The following is a 14,764-nucleotide window of genomic DNA, read 5'->3' as shown; positions in this document are numbered from 1 at the left end:
CGGCTCAGACCAGCCGGCCGGTGGCCGCGAAGCGGTCGGTGGCGGCCACGAGCTCGGCAGCGATGCCGGGCTCGTAGGACGAGTGCCCGGCATCGGGCACGACCACCAGCCGCGCCTGCGGCCAGGCGTCGGCCAGCGCACAGGCGTAGCGCACCGGGCAGATCACGTCGTAGCGGCCGTGCACGATGATGGCCGACAGGTGCTGGATGCCCGGCACGCCGTCGATCAGCTGCCCGGGCCGCAGAAAGGCCTGGTGGGCGAAGTAGTGCGCTTCCAGCCGGCCCATGCCCAGCGCGGCTGTGTCGTCCGTCATGGCGGCCACCGACTCGGGCTGCGGGCGCAGGTAGATGCAGGCGCCTTCGTAGCGGGCCCAGGCGCGGGCCGCGGGCAGGTAGACGGCCGGGTCGGTGTGGGTCAGGCGGCGCTGGTAGGCGCCCAGCAGGTCGCCGCGCTCGGCCTCGGGAATGAAGCCGGCGAAGGCTTCCCATTCCCTCGGGAAAATGTTGCGCACCCCATAGAGCCACCAGTCGATCTCTTCCTGCGTGCCCAGCCAGATGCCGCGCAGCACCAGGCCCAGGCAGCGCTGCGGATGGGCCTGGGCATAGGCCAGCGACAGGGTGGAGCCCCAGGAGCCGCCGAAGACCAGCCAGCGCTCGATGCCCAGCATCTCGCGCAGCTGCTCGAAGTCGGCGATCAGCCGATCGGTGGTGTTGTCCTGGCAGTCGCCCAGCGGGGTGGACTGGCCCGAGCCGCGCTGGTCCAGCAGGATGATGTGGTAGCGGGCCGGATCGAAGTAGCGGCGGCTGCGCGGCGAGGTGCCCGCGCCGGGGCCGCCGTGCACGAAGATGACCGGGATGCCGGCGGGGTTGCCGCTGGTCTCCCAGTAGAGGCTGTGGCGGCCATCGACCTGCAGGTGGCCGCTGCGCAGCGGCTCCAGCGGCGGGTAGAGGATGTCGTCCAGGGCAGGCGTGTTCATCGCATTCAATCCTTGGCCGGGCCGGAGACCTTGTGGCGCATCAGGCGGCCCTTCTCCCGCTCCCAGTCGCGCTTCTTCTCGGTCTCGCGCTTGTCGTGCTGGGCCTTGCCCTTGGCCAATGCGATCTCGGCCTTCACCCGGCCTGCCTTGTAGTGCAGGTCCAAGGGCACCAGCGTGAAGCCGCGCTGCTCCACTTTGCCGATCAGGCGCCTGATCTGCTCCTTGTGCATCAGCAGCTTCTTGGTGCGGTCGGCCTCCGGGCTGACGTGGGTGGAGGCGCTGCGCAGCGCGTTGATGCGGCAGCCGATCAGGTAGAGCTCGCCATTGCGGATCACCACGTAGCCGTCGGTGAGTTGCACCTGGCCGGCGCGGATGGCCTTGACCTCCCAGCCGTCCAGCACCACACCGGCCTCGAATTGCTCTTCGATGTGGTATTCGAAACGGGCGCGGCGGTTTTCTGCGATCAGGGCGGACATGGGGGCAATCAGGGTGGGCCGGTGGGCCCCTTAAAATCGGACCATTGTATGAAGCACGTCAAGAAGTCCGTCCTGCTCTGGTACACCCCGGCCGAGATGTACCGCCTGGTGACCGATGTGCCGGCCTATCCGCAGTTCCTGCCCTGGTGTGAACGGGGTGAAGTCCTGGAGCGGCGCGAGGACGGCGTGACCGCCAAGGTGCACCTGCACTACGCAGGGGTGCGCCACGCCTTCACCACCCGCAACACCCACCAGCCGGACCGGCAGGTGCTGATGCGGCTGGTCGATGGACCGTTCTCGATGCTGGAAGGTTCCTGGGACTTTCTGCCGGTCGGGCCGGCCAATGAACCGCCCAAGGCCTGTCGCATCGAGTTCGAGTTGCGCTACGCCTTTTCCAGCCGTCCGCTGGAACTGGTGCTGAGTCCGGTGTTCGACCGGGTGGCCAACACCTTCGTCGAGTCCTTCGTCAAGCGCGCGGAGCAGGTCTATGGTGCCCGCTGAGCCGGCCGACCTGCTGGACATCGAGGTGGTCTACAGCCCCGCGCCACGGGCAGTGGACCGGGTGGCGTTGAAGATGGCCCCGGGCAGCACCTTGGCTCAGGCGCTGCGGGTCAGTGGCCTGCTGGAACGGCATGGCCTGCTCTTGGACGAGCAACTGCCGGTCGGCATCTGGATGAAGGCCAAACCTTTGGACACCGTGCTGCGCCAGCACGACCGGGTGGAAGTCTGGCGGGGGCTGCGTGTGGATCCCAAAGAGGCCCGGCGTCTGCGTTACCGCAAGCAGAAGACCGATCGGCCCGCGCCGGGCGGGCACAAGGCCTGAGACGCAGGGTGCGCGCTCAGTTGCAGTTGGCGCTGATCAGCTGCTGCGTGCGGGCGATCTCGGCGGCGCGGCCTTTGTCGTCCAGGTACTCCCGCTCACCCTGGGCGTTGGGGCGGGCCACGCGCACGCCACTTTGCAGCATCGTCAGCTGGTTGCGGGCGCGTTGGCAGTTCTCCAGCTTCTGGGCCGAGGCACGCTCCTTGGCCGCAGCGGCCTGAGCCAGCTTTTCCTGTTTCTCGGCCGCCTGATCCTGCAGCATCTTGCGCTTGCGGGCTTCCAGTTCCTTGTCCAGGCCGGCCGAAGCCGGGGTGGACGGTGCGGCCGCTGCTTCATCACTGGTGGCCATCATCCGCGGGCCGTTGGGGCGCTGCAGGATGCTCTTCTCGGGGATGTCGGCGGGGGGCGGCCGGTCACTGACCATCAGGTGACCGTCCCGGTCACGCCATTTCCAGATCGATTGGGCCGATGCCACCGAGGTAGCGACGGCCAGGACACCGAGGAGGCAGAGATGGGACAGCTTCATGGCAGGCTGGCAGGGAGGGAATGGGGCGCAGCCGCCAGTGTATGCGGCCCCATGCCCGGGTGGACGGGCAATGTGTATCCAGGCCGACAGGCTGCTCCGGTGCACATTCCGTATAATCCGCTTTTGCGTCTGGAGCTTCCCCATGCGCCTTCTTGGCAAAGCGCTGACCTTTGACGATGTGTTGTTGGTCCCCGCGTTCTCTCAAGTCCTGCCGCGCGACACCTCGCTGGCAACCCACTTCTCCCGCAACATTGTCCTGAACCTGCCGCTCGTGTCGGCAGCGATGGACACGGTGACCGAGGCCCGCCTGGCGATCACGATCGCACAGGAAGGTGGCATGGGCATCGTGCACAAGAACCTCACGCCCAAGCAGCAGGCGACCGAGGTGGCGCGGGTCAAGCGTTATGAATCCGGCCTGTTGAAGGACCCGATCACCATCTCGCCCGATACCCGGGTGCACGAGGTGAAGGCCCTGTCCGAGCAGCACGGCATCTCAGGTTTCCCGGTGATCGAGGCGGGCAAGGTGGTTGGCATCGTGAGCGGCCGCGACCTGCGTTTCGAGACCCGCCTGGATGTGCCGGTGCGCGAGATCATGACCCCGCGTGAGCGTCTGATCACCGTGAAGGAGGGGGCGTCGCTGGCCGAGGCCAAGGAGCTGATGCACAAGCACAAGCTCGAGCGGGTGCTGGTCGTCAACGACGCCTTCGAACTGCGCGGCCTGTTCACCGTCAAGGACATCACCAAGCAGACCACCTTCCCGAATGCGGCCCGTGACGATCACGGCAAGCTGCGTGTCGGGGCGGCCGTTGGCGTGGGCGAGGGCACCGAGGAACGTGTGGAGCTGCTGGTCCGGGCCGGCGTGGATGCGCTGATCGTCGACACCGCGCACGGCCACTCGGCCGGTGTGATCGAGCGGGTCCGTTGGGTCAAACGCAACTACCCGCAGGTCGAGGTGGTGGGCGGCAACATTGCCACCGGTGCTGCGGCGCTGGCGCTGGTCGAGGCCGGCGCCGATGCGGTCAAGGTCGGCATCGGCCCGGGCTCCATCTGCACCACCCGCATCGTGGCCGGTGTGGGCGTGCCTCAGGTCACGGCGATCGACAACGTCGCCACCGCGCTCAAGGGCACCGGCGTGCCGCTGATCGCCGATGGTGGCATCCGCTATTCGGGCGACATCGCCAAGGCCATCGCCGCCGGTGCCAGCACCGTGATGATGGGCGGCATGTTTGCCGGTACCGAGGAAGCACCGGGTGAGGTCATCCTCTACCAAGGCCGCAGCTACAAGGGCTACCGCGGCATGGGCTCGATCGGCGCGATGAAGGCCGGCTCCGCCGACCGCTATTTCCAGGAGAACGACGAAACCACCAACCCGAACGCGGACAAGCTGGTGCCCGAGGGCATCGAAGGCCGGGTGCCGTACAAGGGTTCTCTGGTGTCGATCATCTACCAGATGGCCGGCGGCCTGAGGGCTTCGATGGGCTATTGCGGTTGTGCCACCATCGACCAGATGCGTGAGCGGGCCGAGTTCGTCGAGATCACGGCCGCGGGCATCCGCGAGAGCCACGTGCACGATGTGCAGATCACCAAGGAAGCGCCCAACTACCGGGCGGAGTGACAACCCGTCGTGCTCCATCGCAGCGCCCGGCCCGTCCGGGCGCTGTCATTGAAGCATCAGTCTGAGGTCCGATGAGTTCTGCCGAGACTGCGGGAAGCGCCCGCCAACGGACGGCTGCCATGCCGTTCATCATGCTGACCGTCCTGATCGACATGGTGTCGATCGGTCTGATCATTCCGGTGCTGGCACCGTTGGTCGGTACCTTCACCGGCTCGCAGACCGACCAGGCCTTCTGGTACGGCATCGTCAGCCTGGCCTTCGGGCTGGCGAACTTCTTCGGTTCGCCGATCCTCGGCGCCGCGTCGGACCACTTCGGCCGCCGACCGGTGCTGCTCATCGGCTTCACCGGCTTGGCACTGAGCTTCTTCGTCACCGGCTTGGCCACAGCGCTGTGGATGCTGATCGCGGTGCGGCTGGTGAGCGGCGCGCTGCAGGCCAATGCGGCGGTGGCCCAGGCCTATGTGGCCGACATCTCCTCCCCCAGCGAGCGGGCCAAGCGTTTCGGCATGCTGGGCGCCACCTTTGGCATGGGCTTCGTGCTGGGCCCGGTGATGGGCGGTCTGCTGGGCCACATCAGCCTGCACCTGCCGTTCTTCGTGGCGGGCGGCCTGGCCATTCTGAATTCGCTGTACGGCATCTTCGTGCTGCCGGAGTCGCTGCCCAAGGAGCGCCGCCATCCCATCGACTGGCGCAAGGCCAACCCGGTGGCTTCGCTCAAACGCCTGGGCGAGGTGCAAGGGGTGGGCATGCTGGTGGCGGTGATCGGCCTGTCCAGCCTGGCGCAGTTCATCCTGCACACCACATGGGTGCTCTACACCACTTTCAAGTTCGGCTGGGGCCCCAAGGAAAACGGCTGGTCGCTGTTCACCATCGGCGTGATGGCGGTGCTGGTGCAGGGCGGTCTGATCCGGGTGGCGCTCAAGCGCATGGCGCCGCAGCGCATCGCGGTGATCGGTCTGGTGTCCTCTGCGGTGTGCTATCTGCTCTGGGGCCTGGCCACCCAGGGCTGGATGATGTACGCCATCATCGTGCTCGACATCTTCGGCATGATGGTCAGCACCTCCTTGCAGACGCTGGTGTCCACCGCCGTGGACGAGCATTCGCAGGGCCGAACGCTCGGTTCGGTCGCTTCGCTCAACAGCCTCACCGCGGTGGCCGCGCCGGTCATCGGTTCCTTCCTGCTGCAGATGACGGCGCACTTCCCGCATGGCGACTGGCGCATCGGTGCGCCGTTCTACCTGTGCGCGCTGCTGCAAGTGGCCGCCACCGTGCTGGCCTTCCGCCATTTCCGGCGCCACCCGTCCGTGGTGATGCCTGCCTCGACCGAGGCGCCTTCCTCCTGAGATCCCACCATGCATGACAAGATCCTGATCCTCGACTTCGGCTCCCAGGTGACGCAGCTGATCGCGCGGCGCGTGCGCGAGGCGCATGTCTACTGCGAGATCCATCCGAACGACGTGTCGGACGAGTTCATCCGCAGCTATGCCCCCAAAGGCATCATCCTGTCGGGCAGCCACGCCAGCACCTACGAGGACCACCAGCTGCGCGCACCGCAGGCCGTGTGGGACCTGGGCGTGCCGGTGCTGGGCATCTGCTACGGCATGCAGACCATGGCCGTGCAACTGGGCGGCGAGGTGCGCTGGAGCGACACCCGCGAGTTCGGCTACGCCGAGGTGCGGGCCCATGGTCACACCCGTCTGCTGGAGGGGGTGCAGGACTTCGCGACGCCCGAAGGCCATGGCATGCTCAAGGTGTGGATGAGCCATGGCGACAAGGTCACCACGCTGCCCCCGGGCTTCAAGCTGATGGCCTCCACGCCCAGCTGCCCCATTGCCGGCATGGCCAATGAGGACAAGGGCTACTACGCGGTGCAGTTCCACCCCGAGGTGACCCACACCATCCAGGGGGCCGAGATGCTGACCCGCTTCGTGCGGGACATCGCCGGCTGCGCGGGCGACTGGATCATGGGCAACTACATCGAAGAGGCGGTGGCCCGCATCCGCGAGCAAGTCGGCGATGAAGAGGTGATCCTCGGCCTGTCCGGCGGGGTGGATTCCTCCGTGGCCGCCGCGCTGATCCACCGCGCCATCGGCGACCAACTGACCTGCGTCTTTGTCGACCACGGCCTGCTGCGCCTGAACGAAGGCCAGATGGTGATGGAGATGTTCACGGGCCGACTGCATGCGAAGGTGGTGCATGTCGATGCCTCAACCCAGTTCCTGGGGCATCTGAAGGGCGTGACCGACCCTGAACAGAAGCGCAAGATCATCGGCCGCGAGTTTGTCGAGGTCTTTCAGGCCGAGGCCAAGAAGCTGACCAATGCCAAGTGGCTGGCCCAGGGCACCATCTACCCGGACGTGGTGGAGAGCGGTGGCACCAAGACCAAGAAGGCCACGACGATCAAGAGCCACCACAACGTGGGTGGCCTGCCCGCCACGCTGGGCTTGAAGCTGCTGGAGCCGCTGCGCGAACTGTTCAAGGACGAAGTCCGCGAGCTGGGCGTGGCCCTGGGCCTGCCGCACGAGATGGTCTATCGCCATCCCTTCCCGGGGCCGGGTCTGGGGGTGCGCATCCTGGGCGAGGTGAAGGCGGAGTTCGCCGATCTGCTCAAGCGGGCCGATGCGATCTTCATCGAAGAGCTGCGTGCCACCATCGAGCCGAACTCGGGCAAGAGCTGGTACGACCTGACGAGCCAGGCCTTCACGGTGTTCCTACCGGTCAAGAGCGTGGGGGTGATGGGCGATGGCCGCACCTATGACTACGTGGTGGCCCTGCGCGCGGTGCAGACCAGCGACTTCATGACCGCAGACTGGGCCGAGCTGCCCTACAGCCTGCTCAAGAAGGTCTCCAGCCGGATCATCAACGAGGTGCGCGGCATCAACCGCGTGACCTACGACGTCTCGAGCAAGCCGCCCGCCACCATTGAGTGGGAGTGAGGGGGTGGGCGATCAGCTCCCGCTGATGGGCTTTGACGCGCCGGCGGCTTCGCCGCCGACCGATCGGCTCTTTTTTGCGCTGCGCCCATCCCCGCAGGCGTGTCTGCAGCTGGCGCAGACCAGCCAGGCATTGCGCGAGGCCCATGACCTGCGCAGCAAGCCCATCGCACCCGAGCGACTGCACATCACCTTGCACCACCTGGGTGACCATGCGGGTGTCCCGGAGGATCTGGTCCAGGCCGCTTCGCGCGCGGCCGCCTCGCTTTGCGTCGCACCCTTCGAGGTGGTGTTCGACCGGGGGGCGAGCTTTCGCCTGCGGCGCGACAAGGCGCCCTACGTGCTGCGCTCGGCTGTGGCGCAAGAGGCCGCCTTGCTGGACTTCCAGCGTCAACTGGGGCTGGCGATGGCCCGGGAAGGACTGGGCCGCTGGGTCGAGACGCGGTTCACGCCGCATGTGACCCTGACCTATGCCCCGCGCGAGTTGCCTGAGGAAGCCGTGGCCCCCATTGCCTGGACCGCGCAGGAGTTCGTGCTGATCCACAGCCTGTTGGGGCGCACGGAGCACCGGGTGCTGGGCACCTGGCCTCTGCACCTCTGACGGGCGCAGGGGGCGTGCACCCGCCGCGGCGCCTCAGCTGGCGGTGGGGTTGATCAGGTCCAGCCAGGCCTGGGCTGCATGGGACAGGTAGGCGCCGCGCCGCCAGGCCAGGGCCATCTGCCATGTGAGCGCTGGCTCGGTCAGGTGCACGGTGCGCACGCCGGCGTGGTGGCGCTGCTCGGCCATCATCCGCGGCAGGAAGCCGATGCCCAGGCCTGCGGCAACCAGCTCGATCATGAAGTCGATCTGGCTGGTGCGGGCAGCCACGGTTGGCGTGAAGCCGGCCTGCTGGCAGGCCTCCAGAATGATCGGGTTGAGCGCGAAGCCTGATTCGAATAACAGGAAGGGCAGGGCGGACAGCCGGCCCAGGGCCACTTCGGACAGTTGGCTGAAGGGGTGGCTGGCCGCGATCAGCACCATGATGGGTTCTTCGCGCACGGGCTTGCAATCAAAGTCATCCGCCACCGGTGCCAACAGACCGGCCAGATCGATTTCGCCAGCGCGCAGCACCTCTTCCAGCCGCTTGGAGCCGTGCTCGACCAACCGGATGTCGATGCCGGGATAGCGTGCGCGGAAGGCGGCAAACACCGGGGCAAACAGCTGGCTGCTGCCGATCGGGGGCAAGCCCAGCCGCAGCTCACCGCGCTGCAGGCCGCGCAAGGCATTCAGTTCAGCCAGCAGGTCGTCCTGCTCGGTCAGCAGGGTCAGGGCGCGGCGATAGACGATCTCCCCGGCCGCGGTCAGCCGGGGAGGATGCACCTCGCGGTCAAGCAGCACGAAGCCCAGGTCGTCCTCCAGTTGGCGCACGGCCTTGCTGACGGCCGACTGGGTGGCGAACACCGTGCGGGCGGCTTGTGAGAAGCCGCCCTGGCGCATCACCTCGACCAAGGCCCGCAGGGGGCGGAGTTTGATGTCCATTCCAATTTGGAATTGAAGTTAGTAGAACAATTCGCTTTCATCATGATGCGTTGCGGCATACATTGCAAGTCAACAGGAGGTTTCCCTTATGAGCTTGCATGACATGTCCGTGATGGCGCGTCGCCAATGGCGGCACCACCGCCTGGTGCAGATTGCCATGCTGATGCTGGCCTGGGGGTTGGGCGAGGCGCTGGTGCGTCTGAGCGGCCTGCCTTTGCCGGGCGGGATCGTGGGCATGGCGCTGTTGCTGCTGGCACTGACCACTGGTTGGATTCAACTGGGCAGCCTGCGCCAAGGTGCGCGCTGGTTCCTGGCCGAGATGCTGCTGTTCTTCGTGCCGGCTGTGCCGGCGGTGCTGGACCATCCGGAACTGTTTGGCTGGCTGGGGATGAAGATCCTGGCCGTGATCATCCTGGGCACCATGACGGTGATGGCCGTGACCTCCGTGGTGGTGGACATCACGCTGCGCCTGGCCCATCGCCACACAGCGGCCTGAGGAATCTGCCATGAACGTGCTGCTGCAGACGCTCGGCTGGTCGACCATCACGATCGTCATCTACATGGCTGCCAAGTCGTTCCATCGCTTGTACCCGCGCTGGTGGAGCATGCCGCTGGCAGTGACGCCTGCGGTGTTGATCGCGCTGGTGCTGCTCGCGCATGAGAACTACGCCGACTACATCCGGGGAACGCACTGGATGGTGCTGTTGCTGGGGCCGGCCACGGTGGCGTTCGCTGTGCCGATCTTCGAGCAGCGGGCGCTGATCCGTCGCCATTGGCCGGCCCTGCTGATGGGCATGGTGGCTGGCAGCGCAGCGGCGATGCTGTCCGCATGGGGTTTGGCCAGCGTGCTGGGCGTGGGCGGTGAACTGCGCTTGAGCTTGTTGCCACGTTCCATCAGCACGCCGTTCGCGATGACGGTGTCGGGCGACATCGGGGGTGTGCCGGATCTGACGGCGGTGTTCGTCGTGTTCACTGGGGTGCTGGGCGCGGCACTGGGTGAGGGCCTGCTGCGCTGGCTGCCCCTGCGCAGCAGCCTGGCGCGCGGTGCATTGTTCGGCATGGGCGCTCACGGCGCCGGCGTGGCCAAGGCCAACCAGGTCGGGCAGGAGGAAGGCGCGGTCGCCGGTTTGGTGATGGTCCTGGTCGGCGTGCTCAACGTCCTGATGGCGCCGTTGCTGGCGCTGATGCTGCGCTGAGACAGGTATCCCTCGTGGCATGATGCCGGTCCACTGCGACCGATCATGACCTCTCCGACCTCCCCTTCAGAAGAGCCCTCATTTTCTGCCCAGGACGAATTCGCCATGCGGATCGCCCTGGACCAGGCGCAGAACGCCTGGTTGGCCGGAGAGGTGCCCGTGGGGGCCGTGATCCTGCGCGACGGCCAAGTGCTGGCCACCGGTTACAACCGGCCGATCACCACCCATGATCCGACGGCCCACGCCGAGCTTGTTGCCTTGCGCCATGCAGCCCAACTGGCCGAGAACTACCGGTTGCCGGACTGCGAGCTGTTCGTGACGCTCGAGCCCTGCGCGATGTGCGCGATGGCATTGATGCATGCGCGCTTCAAGCGCGTGGTCTTCGGTGCGTTCGATCCCAAGACAGGCTCGGCGGGCTCGGTGGTGGATCTGTTCGCCAACCGGCAGCTGAACCACCACACGGTGGTGCAGGGCGGGCTGATGGCCGAGGCCTGCGGGCAGGTCCTGCGGGACTTTTTCGCCGAGCGTCGTTCGCAACAGCGCATCCGGCAGACCGTGCCAGAAGAGGCGGCCACGTCATCACTCGCTGTGCCGCCGGAGCCGCTTTCCATTCCCGCAGGCGAGGCGTTGGAGCTGCCTCCCGAAGCTTTGGCGGGATTTCCTCCTGCTTCGAGTTCATCATGACCGCAGATCCTTCCCTGATCCTTTATTCGCCTGCCGGTGTCCTTCTGAAGGCAGCGCCGCTGCGCCTGGCGGCGCGCCGTCTGAAAGAGCGCGGCTTCGACGTTCACATCGACGAAGCCGCTGCGCGCAAGTACCAACGCTTTGCCGGGACGGACGACGAGCGACTGGCGGCCATTCACCGGGTCGCGGCAACCGCTCCGTCGGTGGCCATGGCGACGCGCGGTGGCTATGGTTTGACGCGTTTGCTGGATCGACTCGACTGGGATCTGCTGGCCAAGAGCGTGGCCCAGGGGACCCGGTGGGTGGGGCACAGCGACCTCACCGGCCTCCAGATGGGCTTGTTGGCCCACAAGAAGGCACCGACATGGTGCGGCCCCATGGCGGCGGCTGATTTTGGTGCTGAGGCGTTGGACGACATCACCCCGGACTGCTTCTGTGAAGCCATGTCGGGTGAGTTAGAGGCCGTTGGCTTTCGGGCGCCGGCAGGGTTTGATGGTCTGGAGGCCCGTGGTGTGCTGTGGGGCGGCAATTTGACAGTGCTGTGCTCGCTGCTGGGCACGCCACATTGGCCCAAGGTGCGCGGCGGTATCCTGTTTCTGGAGGACGTGGCAGAGCATCCCTACCGCGTCGAACGGCAGTTGCTGCAACTGTTGCAGGCGGGCGTGTTGTCCAACCAGAAGGCGGTTCTATTGGGAGCGTTCTCGGATTGGAAGAAGTCGCCAATGGACCGCGGCTACACCCTGAAGACGGTTGTCGACCATCTGCGCAGCCAGACCCAGGTCCCCATCCTCACGGGATTCCCATTCGGACACGTGCCCACCAAGATCACCATGCCGCTGGGCCTGCGGGTCCAACTGGCCGTGGAAGGGCGGGATGCACTGGTCGGTTGGCACTGATTCCGTGCGCGCCAAATCCATGGTCATCTCAAGGACATAGGGGTATTGACGGTCCCAGGAACGTCGGCGGACGGCCGAAATGCCGCCCCCCCTATGTCATTGCGGCATGGATGCAACAGTTTCCATCGAAAGAGCGCTGATCGGGATTTTTGAGGGGGATGCCATCGCTTGACCTTCAGTCACAATCGATTCACACGTTCCTGCTGCAAGTACATCAAGGCTTCACAAGACCGGCATGTGGCTTGCTCAGGAGTGGTCTATCGATCAACCACTGAGGAGTTCTCTGATGATCAAACGAACAGAGCTGGCACGCAGCCTGCTGATTGCTTTTGGCAGCGGTGCGATGCTGGCCGGGGTGCCGGCACAAGCCGCTGACGAGGCCGTTCAGCGCATCACCGTGACCGGTTCGAACATCAAGCGTGTCGATTCTGAGACGGCTTCGCCTGTTCAAACGATTTCTCGTCAAGACATCGAGAAGTCCGGCAAGACGTCGATCGCCGATGTGATTCTGGGGCTGAACGCTTCCAACAATGGATCGGTTCCGCTGGCGTTCGGCAATGGGTTTGCGGCTGGCGCCTCCGGTGTATCCCTGCGTGGTCTGGGCCCCAATGCCACACTGGTGTTGCTGAATGGGCGTCGCATGGCGCCTTATGGCTTGGCGGATGATGGTCAACGTACCTTCGTTGACCTGAGCACGATTCCGATGGAGGCCGTGGATCGCATTGAGGTCGTCAAGGACGGGGCTTCTGCGATCTATGGTTCTGATGCCATGGGTGGTGTGGTGAACATCATCACCCGCCGTGACTACCAAGGCCTGGCGGCCAACGTCTCCTACGGCGTGACGTCGTATGGCGACGGCAAGACGCCGAAGGCTTCGCTGACCGGTGGCTTCGGCGATTTCGGTGCCGACAAGTACAACGTGTTCTTCACGTTGGAAGCACAGCAAATCGGAGAGATCCTCCAGTCTGATCGCAAGAACCGGAACGGCATCGGCGATCCTGATGCGACCCATTTTGGATACGGCTTTACCGCAGGAAGCATCCGCGGTTACAAGACACCGGCTGGCGGCGCCTCTGCAAGTCCCTGGGGTTGGTATCGCGCGGTGTCCGAACCGGAAGGGCAGACGGCGCTGGGTGCTTATACCCAGCTGGCCCTTCCCAGCACGGGTTGCCCCACGAATTACGCTTTGCCGGAGGGCTACTCTGGATGCACTTGGAATACCCTGGACTATTCCCAGTTGCAGCCGAAGGAAGACAAGATCAACTTCCTGTCGCGTGGCACGCTGGATCTGGGCGATGGGCTGAGCGGTTTTGCTGAAGTGGGTTTGTTCAAGTCGAAGGTCTTTACCATTGGCACTCCTAGCTCGGTGAGCAGCACTTGGTATGACGCCATCAATGCAAATTTCAAGGACAACACCTACATCACCATGAGTCCGGACCATCCGGACAACCCTTCTGGTGAGTACGCGCGCTTGCGTTACGTGACCGCAGACCTGGGGGGGCGTGACAGCATTTATGACACCACGGTGAGCCGTGCCTTGGTGGGCTTGCAGGGCTCGAACTTTGGTTGGGATTGGGAAACCGGCCTGCTGTACACCCAGAGCAAGACCGATGTGACTAAGAACGGGTACCTCAGCAACAGCGTGCTGCGCGATTACCTGAATGGTACCAACACGACTGGTAAGAACCCTGATCTGACCTTTTATCGCCTGGGTGTGAATGCCGGCCTGAACAGCGAAGCCACTCGGAATGCCATCTCGCCGACACTGAGCAACAGCGCGACGACCTCGATCACTTCGTTGGATGCCAAGGCAAGCCGCGAGCTGATGACGCTGCCCGGTGGGCCCATGCAGTTGGCGGTCGGTGCGGAGTTCCGTCATGAAGATGTTGACAGCCCCCCCACTCCGGGCACCTATGAAGCTGACATCATCGGCCTTGGTTACTCTGGTTTTAGCGCCAAGCGGGATGTTTACGCGCTCTACGCGGAGTTGTCTGCCCCCGTGCTGAAGAACTTCGAAATCACCGCAGCGGCTCGTAACGACCACTATTCCGACTACGGAAACTCGTTTACCCCGAAGCTGGGATTGAAGTTCACGCCTTGGGATGAACTGGTGTTGCGTGGCACGTTTGCCAAGGGTTTCCGCGCACCTGGCCCTGCCGAAAGTGGCAAGAGCGTTGGCGGCTCGGCTGGCTATACCTCGTACGTGGACCCGGTACGCTGCCCGATCACCAATGATCCGGTTGATTGCGGTTCAGGCGAAACGGTGGTGGTGAGTGCGGCTAACCCGAAGGTGAAGCCTGAGAAGTCCGACAGCTACACGTTTGGCTTTGTGCTGGAGCCTTTCAAGGACACCAGCGTTTCTCTGGATTTCTGGCGCATCAAGCGCACCAATGAGATCCTGGGGGCGGACGTGGCGGCGGTGCTGAACAACCCGGGTGCTTTCCCGTCGGCGACCGTGATTCGCGATACGTCGGACGAACTGGCTGGCGTGCCCAATTCCGGTACGCTGCTGGCTGTCTCAACGCCGTACACGAACGGCCCTTCGACCATCACTGGCGGTTTTGATCTGGACGTGCGTCAGCGCTTCAAGATTGAAGCGATTGGCAAGTTCACTGCGTCGGCGACTTGGACCCACGTCAACACATTCAAGCGCAAGCTGGCAGATGGTACGGCGTTCCAGTATGCGGGTACCTATGGTCCGACGGCGATGAGTTCGTCTTCTGGTAACCCCAAGGACAAGGCCACTTTCTCGCTCGGCTGGGACAATGGTCCCTACTCGTTGACGGGAACTGTGAACTACGTGTCCAGTATCCGCAACGTGGAGTACGCTGGCGATCCGAATGGTTGCCTGCTGACTTTTGCGGATGGAGAGGATGCACCGAAGGGCTGCCGGACGCCTTCGTTCACGACTGTGGACCTGAGCGGTAGCTATAAGTATTCTGACGCTCTCCAAGTCTATGGATCGATTCAGAACATCCTTGATCGGAAGGCCCCTTACGATCTGACCGCATATTATGGTTCGACGCACTACAATGCGACTTACCATCAAGCCGGCGCGCTGGGAACGGTGTTTAACTTCGGTGTGAAGTACAAGTTCTATTGATGTCGTTCTGAGAGCAAGAA

Annotated in this window: 15 protein-coding genes; 11 read left to right on the top strand and 4 right to left on the bottom strand. The window is 64.6% G+C overall.

Annotated features, from left to right (window positions below):
- Positions 1 to 4 precede the first annotated feature (4 nt).
- A complete protein-coding gene (gene pip / locus KGA65_RS13255) occupies positions 5 to 976 on the bottom strand; it encodes a prolyl aminopeptidase (protein WP_225863605.1) in 972 nt (323 codons plus the stop codon).
- 5 nt (positions 977 to 981) lie between these two features.
- The gene (gene smpB / locus KGA65_RS13250; protein ID WP_225863604.1) at positions 982 to 1,452 is read right to left on the bottom strand and encodes an SsrA-binding protein SmpB; all 471 of its coding nucleotides are present in this window, start codon (positions 1,450 to 1,452) and stop codon (positions 982 to 984) included.
- 48 nt (positions 1,453 to 1,500) lie between these two features.
- Here smpB and KGA65_RS13245 point away from each other — a divergent pair, with 48 nt between their 5' ends.
- Both KGA65_RS13245 and KGA65_RS13240 read left to right on the top strand, forming a co-directional pair.
- Positions 1,501 to 1,953: a type II toxin-antitoxin system RatA family toxin gene (locus KGA65_RS13245; protein ID WP_225863603.1), complete on the top strand. Its 453-nt coding sequence runs from the start codon at positions 1,501 to 1,503 to the stop codon at positions 1,951 to 1,953.
- Complete coding sequence (locus tag KGA65_RS13240; RefSeq protein WP_225863602.1) at positions 1,940 to 2,275, top strand: RnfH family protein; 336 nt, start codon at positions 1,940 to 1,942, stop codon at positions 2,273 to 2,275. The genes KGA65_RS13245 and KGA65_RS13240 overlap by 14 nt, the downstream gene beginning before the upstream one ends.
- A 16-nt stretch (positions 2,276 to 2,291) precedes the next feature.
- Here KGA65_RS13240 and KGA65_RS13235 read toward each other — a convergent pair whose 3' ends face one another.
- Positions 2,292 to 2,798, bottom strand: a complete 507-nt coding sequence (locus KGA65_RS13235) for a DUF4124 domain-containing protein (RefSeq protein WP_225863601.1) — start codon at positions 2,796 to 2,798, stop codon at positions 2,292 to 2,294.
- A 142-nt stretch (positions 2,799 to 2,940) separates the two neighbouring features.
- On the opposite strand from KGA65_RS13235, the gene guaB reads away from it, so the two are divergent.
- From guaB to KGA65_RS13215, 4 genes are all read left to right on the top strand, one after another.
- A complete protein-coding gene (gene guaB, locus KGA65_RS13230) occupies positions 2,941 to 4,413 on the top strand; it encodes an IMP dehydrogenase (protein ID WP_225863600.1) in 1,473 nt (490 codons plus the stop codon).
- A 71-nt stretch (positions 4,414 to 4,484) separates the two neighbouring features.
- Positions 4,485 to 5,756, top strand: coding sequence for a TCR/Tet family MFS transporter (locus KGA65_RS13225; RefSeq protein WP_375142638.1), 1,272 nt, complete (start codon positions 4,485 to 4,487; stop codon positions 5,754 to 5,756).
- Positions 5,757 to 5,765: 9 nt separating this feature from the next.
- Complete coding sequence (guaA, locus tag KGA65_RS13220; RefSeq protein ID WP_225863598.1) at positions 5,766 to 7,349, top strand: glutamine-hydrolyzing GMP synthase; 1,584 nt, start codon at positions 5,766 to 5,768, stop codon at positions 7,347 to 7,349.
- Positions 7,350 to 7,353: 4 nt separating this feature from the next.
- Positions 7,354 to 7,947 (top strand): 2'-5' RNA ligase family protein, encoded by a 594-nt coding sequence (locus KGA65_RS13215; RefSeq protein WP_225863597.1) that lies wholly within the window; start codon positions 7,354 to 7,356, stop codon positions 7,945 to 7,947.
- Between the two features lie 33 nt (positions 7,948 to 7,980).
- Here the strand turns inward: KGA65_RS13215 and KGA65_RS13210 are convergent, their stop codons facing one another.
- Positions 7,981 to 8,859 carry a LysR family transcriptional regulator gene (locus KGA65_RS13210; RefSeq protein WP_375142644.1) on the bottom strand — a complete coding sequence of 293 codons (879 nt, stop codon included), beginning with the start codon at positions 8,857 to 8,859 and terminating at the stop codon, positions 7,981 to 7,983.
- A 94-nt stretch (positions 8,860 to 8,953) separates the two neighbouring features.
- Between KGA65_RS13210 and KGA65_RS13205 the strand changes: the two genes are divergently transcribed.
- From KGA65_RS13205 to KGA65_RS13185, 5 genes are all read left to right on the top strand, one after another.
- A complete protein-coding gene (locus KGA65_RS13205; protein ID WP_225863595.1) occupies positions 8,954 to 9,361 on the top strand; it encodes a CidA/LrgA family protein in 408 nt (135 codons plus the stop codon).
- 10 nt (positions 9,362 to 9,371) lie between these two features.
- On the top strand, positions 9,372 to 10,061 hold the full coding sequence (locus tag KGA65_RS13200) for an LrgB family protein (RefSeq protein ID WP_225863594.1): 690 nt from the start codon (positions 9,372 to 9,374) through the stop codon (positions 10,059 to 10,061).
- A 45-nt stretch (positions 10,062 to 10,106) separates the two neighbouring features.
- On the top strand, positions 10,107 to 10,745 hold the full coding sequence (gene tadA, locus KGA65_RS13195; protein WP_225863593.1) for a tRNA adenosine(34) deaminase TadA: 639 nt from the start codon (positions 10,107 to 10,109) through the stop codon (positions 10,743 to 10,745).
- Positions 10,742 to 11,641 (top strand): LD-carboxypeptidase, encoded by a 900-nt coding sequence (locus KGA65_RS13190; protein ID WP_225863592.1) that lies wholly within the window; start codon positions 10,742 to 10,744, stop codon positions 11,639 to 11,641. Before tadA ends, KGA65_RS13190 begins: the two co-directional genes overlap by 4 nt.
- A gap of 286 nt (positions 11,642 to 11,927) precedes the next feature.
- Complete coding sequence (locus KGA65_RS13185) at positions 11,928 to 14,744, top strand: TonB-dependent receptor (RefSeq protein ID WP_225863591.1); 2,817 nt, start codon at positions 11,928 to 11,930, stop codon at positions 14,742 to 14,744.
- Positions 14,745 to 14,764: the final 20 nt, after the last annotated feature.

This window comes from Ideonella benzenivorans, assembly GCF_020387415.1.
Taxonomy (GTDB): domain Bacteria; phylum Pseudomonadota; class Gammaproteobacteria; order Burkholderiales; family Burkholderiaceae_C; genus Ideonella; species Ideonella benzenivorans.
This window is presented reverse-complemented; position numbering and strand designations above follow the sequence as displayed.

What these genes read in the sequence shown, in the direction of transcription:
- smpB (WP_225863604.1), bottom strand. Translation starts at nt 1,452, where the DNA reads ATGTCCGCCCTGATCGCAGAAAACCGCCGCGCCCGTTTCGAATACCAC.
- KGA65_RS13200 (WP_225863594.1), top strand. Translation starts at nt 9,372, where the DNA reads ATGAACGTGCTGCTGCAGACGCTCGGCTGGTCGACCATCACGATCGTC.
- guaA (WP_225863598.1), top strand. Translation starts at nt 5,766, where the DNA reads ATGCATGACAAGATCCTGATCCTCGACTTCGGCTCCCAGGTGACGCAG.
- KGA65_RS13235 (WP_225863601.1), bottom strand. Translation starts at nt 2,798, where the DNA reads ATGAAGCTGTCCCATCTCTGCCTCCTCGGTGTCCTGGCCGTCGCTACC.
- KGA65_RS13190 (WP_225863592.1), top strand. Translation starts at nt 10,742, where the DNA reads ATGACCGCAGATCCTTCCCTGATCCTTTATTCGCCTGCCGGTGTCCTT.
- pip (WP_225863605.1), bottom strand. Translation starts at nt 976, where the DNA reads ATGAACACGCCTGCCCTGGACGACATCCTCTACCCGCCGCTGGAGCCG.
- KGA65_RS13205 (WP_225863595.1), top strand. Translation starts at nt 8,954, where the DNA reads ATGAGCTTGCATGACATGTCCGTGATGGCGCGTCGCCAATGGCGGCAC.
- KGA65_RS13225 (WP_375142638.1), top strand. Translation starts at nt 4,485, where the DNA reads ATGAGTTCTGCCGAGACTGCGGGAAGCGCCCGCCAACGGACGGCTGCC.
- tadA (WP_225863593.1), top strand. Translation starts at nt 10,107, where the DNA reads ATGACCTCTCCGACCTCCCCTTCAGAAGAGCCCTCATTTTCTGCCCAG.
- KGA65_RS13245 (WP_225863603.1), top strand. Translation starts at nt 1,501, where the DNA reads ATGAAGCACGTCAAGAAGTCCGTCCTGCTCTGGTACACCCCGGCCGAG.
- KGA65_RS13185 (WP_225863591.1), top strand. Translation starts at nt 11,928, where the DNA reads ATGATCAAACGAACAGAGCTGGCACGCAGCCTGCTGATTGCTTTTGGC.
- KGA65_RS13240 (WP_225863602.1), top strand. Translation starts at nt 1,940, where the DNA reads ATGGTGCCCGCTGAGCCGGCCGACCTGCTGGACATCGAGGTGGTCTAC.
- guaB (WP_225863600.1), top strand. Translation starts at nt 2,941, where the DNA reads ATGCGCCTTCTTGGCAAAGCGCTGACCTTTGACGATGTGTTGTTGGTC.